Consider the following 5,659-nt stretch of genomic DNA (forward strand, 5'->3'; position numbering starts at 1 on the left):
AGAGCGGGTCATTAGCTCAGTTGGTAGAGCAGTTGACTTTTAATCAATTGGTCGATGGTTCGAATCCATCATGACCCACCATTTGTTATATTCTTTTTTAAAATTCCACTCTCTTTTTTATAAACAGCTTAACCAGTTTGCTGTTATTTATGCTTTTATTCTCGTATAATTCGCCGTAATTTATACACTGTACATAAGTGGTCGAGAACATGAGTTTAGCGCAAACTATTATGCCTGAAGGCTATATTTTCCCTCCAAAGCCAGCACCGTTAACGAAAGACGAGCAGAGCGAATATAAAGCACGTATTAAGCAATTACTTAAAGATAAAAACGCGGTACTCGTAGCGCATTATTATACAGATCCTGAAATTCAAGCACTGGCTGAAGAAACTGGTGGCTGTGTTGCCGATTCTTTAGAAATGGCGCGTTTTGGTGCACGACATGACGCTGACATGATCATTGTTGCAGGCGTACGTTTTATGGGTGAAACAGCAAAAATATTAACCCCCAATAAAACGGTTGTTATGCCAACACTTGAAGCAACCTGCTCGTTAGACATTGGTTGTCCAATTGATGAGTTCTCAGCATTTTGTGATCAGCATCCAGACAGAAAAGTTGTAGTTTATGCAAACACATCAACGGCGGTTAAAGCACGTGCTGATTGGATTGTTACGTCGTCTTGTGCCCTTGAGATTGTTGAGCACTTAGACGAGCAAGGTGAAAAGATTATTTGGGGCCCAGATAAGCACCTAGGCAGCTATATTCAAAAAAATACTGGCGCAGACATGATCATGTGGAATGGCGCATGTATTGTTCACGATGAGTTTAAAACTAAAGCACTTAAAGACATGAAAACGCTGCACCCTGATGCTGGCGTGTTAGTTCACCCCGAATCACCTGCTGAAATTGTTGCACTTGCTGATGCGGTTGGCTCTACAAGCCAGCTTATAAAAGCGGCGCAAACAATGCCTAATAATAAGTTTATTGTAGCGACTGACCGAGGTATTTTTTATAAAATGCAGCAACTCTGCCCAGAGAAAGAGTTTTTTGCAGCTCCTACGGCTGGTGAAGGCGCCTCATGTAAAAGTTGTGCACATTGCCCGTGGATGGCAATGAATGGCTTAAAAGCGATTGAGGAGGCTTTAATAGACCCTCAAGGTAAAGAAGTATTTGTAGATATGGATTTGCGTGAAGGGGCACTTAAGTCACTTAATCGCATGCTAGATTTTACAGCTAACATGGCAAAATAATATAACGCACTATTAATAAAAAGGTTACTGAAGTTCAGTAGCCTTTTTTTGTGTCTAAAATAGTTATAGTCATTGAAACTCAACATGTTGATGCAATTGGTATGATTAGTGAGCAGTTAAAAGCCAGATACTAAAAATGCCTTGCACCTGAGTAACCTATTTCATACTATAACGCGCTGTTGCAGTGCAACACTGTGGAGGAATGGCTGAGTGGCTGAAGGCGCACGCCTGGAAAGTGTGTTTAGGTTAACCCCTAACGAGGGTTCGAATCCCTCTTCCTCCACCATTATTCTATATTAGGACGTCTCAGGACGTCCTTTTTTGTGCCTGTAACAAATATAAATCAATGACTTGGCGTTTCATGGCGTCCTATAGCATCCCACCAAAGCTTAAAGCTTTAGTATCTTTTATGGTATTCCTTTAATAAAATGCCATAATAAGGAATACTAAATTAGAGTGGAGTTAATTTATTATGGCAAGAGCAGCTAAGCAGCTTACCGATACAGCGTTAAAAAAAGCAAAAACAGAAGATAAAGATCTTATTTTATCGGATGGCAACGGTCTACAAGTAAAAGTTAGAAAGAGTGGTTCAAAGCTCTGGAACTTTAACTACTACCATCCAATTACAAAAAAGCGTATTAACATGGGGTTAGGCAAGTATCCCGATATATCTATTGTTAATGCTAGAAAGCTCGCGCAGGAAGCTCGAGAACTAGTTGCTTTAGGCACTGATCCTAAAGAATACCGAGATGCAACCATTGCCCATAAACGAGCAGAGGAAGAGCTAACACTCAAAAAAGTAGCTCTAGAGTGGTTTGAAGTGAAAAAGCCAGATTTTACCAAAGCCCATGGTGAAGATATTTGGCGTTCGTTAAATAATCATATTTTGCCAATAATAGGTAAATACCCCATAGGTAAAATCACAGCACCGCAAGTAATCAAAATATTAAGGCCTATTGAAGCAAAAGGGACTTTAGAAACAGTTAAGCGTTTAAGCCAACGATTAAACCAAGTTATGACCTACGCAGTTAATAGTGGTTATATTCAAGCTAATCCGCTTGCTGGAATAAAAGAAACATTTAAAAAGCCGCAAAAACAAAATATGCCTTCGTTAAAACCAGAAGAGCTGCCTGAATTGATGCAAACGCTTGCTACGGCGTCAATTAAACGAGTAACCCGCTTTTTGATTGAATGGCAGTTACATACTCTTACCCGCCCAGGTGAAGCGGCCGGTACGCGTTGGGATGAAATTGATTTTGAGAATAAACTATGGATTATCCCAGCTGAACGAATGAAAAAGCGCAGAGAGCATGCCATTCCTCTATCAAATCAAGCTATAGAGTTATTAGAGGCAATAAAACCAATTTCAGGGCACAGAGACTTTGTATTTCCGTCAGACAGAAACCCGAGAAATCATATCAACAATGAAACAGCTAATATGGCTCTAAAACGCATGGGGTTTGAAGGCCGTCTAGTAAGCCATGGCTTGCGCTCGCTTGGTAGCACCATATTAAACGAGCATGAGTTTAATCCAGATATAATAGAAGCGGCATTGGCGCATGTAGATAAAAACCAGGTTCGCTCTGCTTATAATAGAGCTGAATATATAGAAAAACGTAGAGAGTTGATGAACTGGTGGAGTGAGCATATAGAAAAGGCATCTCAAGGTACATTATCGGTAACTGGGCATAAGCATCTTTTAAAAGTTGGTTAGAAAATAAAATAAGGATATAAAATGGCTTTAACACAAATGCAAATCATTCAGTCGCTGGGTGAGGCAATGAGCTGGTTAGAAAGGGAGTTGAGTTGGGATGTACCTGCAACAGAGCTTAGACATTTAACAGGTAGAATTGGGGAGCTGTACGCCGCACTTATAACAAATGGACGCATGGCAACAGAGGTTAACCAGGCGGGGTACGATGTTGTATCAAGTAGTGGCGAGCGTATATCAGTCAAAACAACAGGTAGAATGCATACAGGCGGCCATATTAGCTTTAACACAAATACGTTAGCGTTGGTTGACTGTATATAATTATTTTAAGAATCAATACAGATGAAATGCAAGTTGAAACTTTGTTAGATATGCCAGTTGAGCAAGCTAGATTACTAATGAGTGATGTAGCAATGAGTAAAAGCTGTATTACAATGTAACTCATTAGGTGTCTAGCAAACTATAGGAAGACCAATAAATCCACCGACAAAACCACGTATATTACTAAATGTAAAAGAAACAACATGGAAGAACTACAAATTGCTGGATTTTGAAAACGAGAGCATAAGGAAAATTTAACGACCAAAAAGGTATTAACTAACAAAGTTACTAATACTAAAAAGAAGAACAAACCCAATACAAACAAGTGCATGTGCGGTTTTGGGCGGTGCAGTATCACAAAGGTATTTTTTAATTAAATATAAAATTAATTGTAGTCGTAAAACCCGCAAAAATAAGCAAATATCAACAAAGCGGTTTACCACTACAACCTAGCGATTGAACAGACATCTAAAGAATGAACGATGCCAATTAGATGTATTAGTTCAGATAAAATATGAGCTAGTACAAATTAGAAATCGGCCTCGAATCGATTTATGATGAACTCGAAGACCGGTTACAAGATGCTATTTAAACTGGGCAGTTACATAAAATGTGTCACGTGATCATTTTGTAGGCTCAATATCATACAACTTAATTAATTTCTTAACTATTTCTAGGCGTAAACCAACCATCAGCTCAATATTTGATGAGTAAGGAAGCAGTGCATTTAATAGAAATTGTTGCGGTCCATCTTTGCCATCAACAGCGCGGTAAGAAATATCCATTGCACCTTTATACTCTAAGGGATCAAACCCACTATTTTTAACAAAGTTAGTAGCGAGTTTATTTCCTTGTCTTGCTGCATCAAGCTCTTCCATTATTAGTTGTCTTGCTTCATTGGGGGATTTAATTCGTGCTGACACTCCTTTTAGAGTTTCATTGATAAATCTAACAACTTCAGGTGATAGCCCTAAAGTCTCTTGTTTAAATGCGTCAATCTTATTAATTAGTTTCTCAAAGGGAATTAAAGGATTATTTTCTGGTAAATACTCTATATTCTGATCAACATAAATTACTAGAATTCTAACATCCTCTTCTGTTAGTGAGTGGTCTGTAGTGGTCAACTAATTTTGGCCACAGTTTTAGAATCTTGGTATCTAACCTCAGATTCATTTGGCGCTAAACCAGCATTATAATGATGTGGCCTAACGTTGTTGTAATATCCGTTGATATAATCACTCACACTATATTTAGCATCTTTAAAGTTTTCGTATCCAACCTTTGGCATCCACTCCGTTTTAAAGCTTCTAAAAAATCGCTCCATTGGCGCATTATCCCAACAATTTCCGCGCCTGCTCATACTTTGTGTAATTTTATAGCGCCATAAACGTTGGCGATATTTTAAACTTGTATAATGACTCCCCTGGTCTGAATGAAACATCAGTCCTGTCGGTTTTCCTCTGCTTTCATAAGCGAGTTCAAGCGCTTTTAGCGTTAAATTAGTATCTGGCGACAACGACATGGCCCAGCCAACTACTTTACGTGCAAATAAATCAATAACAACGGCTAAATAAGCCCAGCGATTACCTACCCAAATATACGTCACATCACCGCACCACACTGTATCTGGCTCAACAACATCAAATTGTCTATCAAGCAGGTTTGGAATTTCAAGGTGTTCATTACCACCACGTTTATATGAATGTTGAGGTACTTGGCAGCTTTCAAGCTTTAATTTAACCATTAGCTTAGCAGCACGATAACGACTCAATTCAAAATCATTGTTCGTTGCTATTGCCGCGATTGTCCGCGCCCCAGCTGAGCCGCCGCTCATTGCATGTATGGCTTTAACTTCAGCTTCTAGCCTTACTTGCTCTGGTGTAGGCGTTGTATCCCGTATAGCCCAATATTTATAGCTGCTACGATGCACATTGAATACGTTACACAGCACGCTAATTGGGTAACGCTCTCGTTGATTTAGTTTCTCAATTAACGAGAATTGTTCAGGGAGTCGGACATCAAGAGAGCGGTAGCCTTTTTTAATATATCCTTTTCTAATTCAATGCGTTGGATTTGCTTTTTAAGTTCGCGGATTTCAATTTGTTCGGGCGTCATTGGCGAAGCAGATGGTGTCTGGCCACTCCGCTCTTGCTTTAATTGAGTAACCCACTTACTGACGGTTGATTTACCCACCCCCATCGCTTTGGCTGCTTCTTCTTGAGTATAACTTTGGTCAACTACAAGCTGAGCTGTTTCTAATTTGATTGCCGCAGAATACGTTGCGCGTTTTAATTTCGTCATTTTTTCACCCAAATTTGTATGCAAAGAGCATAACATTTCTTTCTTAATGGGTGGCCAAATTAACTATGCCACTACA

The 5,659-nt window shown here is 39.3% G+C and carries 5 protein-coding genes and 2 tRNA genes; 5 read left to right on the top strand and 2 right to left on the bottom strand.

Annotated elements, in window-relative coordinates; genetic code table 11:
• The first annotated feature begins 5 nt into the window (after window positions 1–5).
• The 5 genes from ATS71_RS11035 (at window position 6) to ATS71_RS11055 (ending at window position 3,282) form a co-directional block, all read left to right on the top strand.
• Window positions 6–81: transfer RNA gene (locus ATS71_RS11035), tRNA-Lys, on the top strand.
• Window positions 82–209: 128 nt separating this feature from the next.
• The gene (gene nadA, locus ATS71_RS11040; protein ID WP_058404870.1) at window positions 210–1,250 is read left to right on the top strand and encodes a quinolinate synthase NadA; all 1,041 of its coding nucleotides are present in this window, start codon (window positions 210–212) and stop codon (window positions 1,248–1,250) included.
• Window positions 1,251–1,446: 196 nt separating this feature from the next.
• Window positions 1,447–1,536: transfer RNA gene (locus ATS71_RS11045), tRNA-Ser, on the top strand.
• A gap of 186 nt (window positions 1,537–1,722) precedes the next feature.
• Complete coding sequence (locus ATS71_RS11050; RefSeq protein ID WP_058404871.1) at window positions 1,723–2,964, top strand: integrase domain-containing protein; 1,242 nt, start codon at window positions 1,723–1,725, stop codon at window positions 2,962–2,964.
• Between the two features lie 21 nt (window positions 2,965–2,985).
• On the top strand, window positions 2,986–3,282 hold the full coding sequence (locus ATS71_RS11055) for a DUF6998 domain-containing protein (RefSeq protein WP_201020870.1): 297 nt from the start codon (window positions 2,986–2,988) through the stop codon (window positions 3,280–3,282).
• 623 nt (window positions 3,283–3,905) lie between these two features.
• Here the strand turns inward: ATS71_RS11055 and ATS71_RS11060 are convergent.
• Complete coding sequence (locus ATS71_RS11060; protein ID WP_058404872.1) at window positions 3,906–4,406, bottom strand: hypothetical protein; 501 nt, start codon at window positions 4,404–4,406, stop codon at window positions 3,906–3,908.
• A protein-coding gene (locus ATS71_RS11065; RefSeq protein ID WP_152995679.1) for an IS3 family transposase occupies window positions 4,403–5,583 on the bottom strand; the annotation gives its coding sequence in 2 pieces (ribosomal slippage) (window positions 4,403–5,325 and window positions 5,325–5,583; 1,182 coding nt in all). Before ATS71_RS11065 ends, ATS71_RS11060 begins: the two co-directional genes overlap by 4 nt.
• Window positions 5,584–5,659: the final 76 nt, after the last annotated feature.

The sequence above is a fragment of the Pseudoalteromonas sp. H71 genome, from assembly GCF_001468485.1.
In the GTDB taxonomy this organism is placed as follows: domain Bacteria; phylum Pseudomonadota; class Gammaproteobacteria; order Enterobacterales; family Alteromonadaceae; genus Pseudoalteromonas.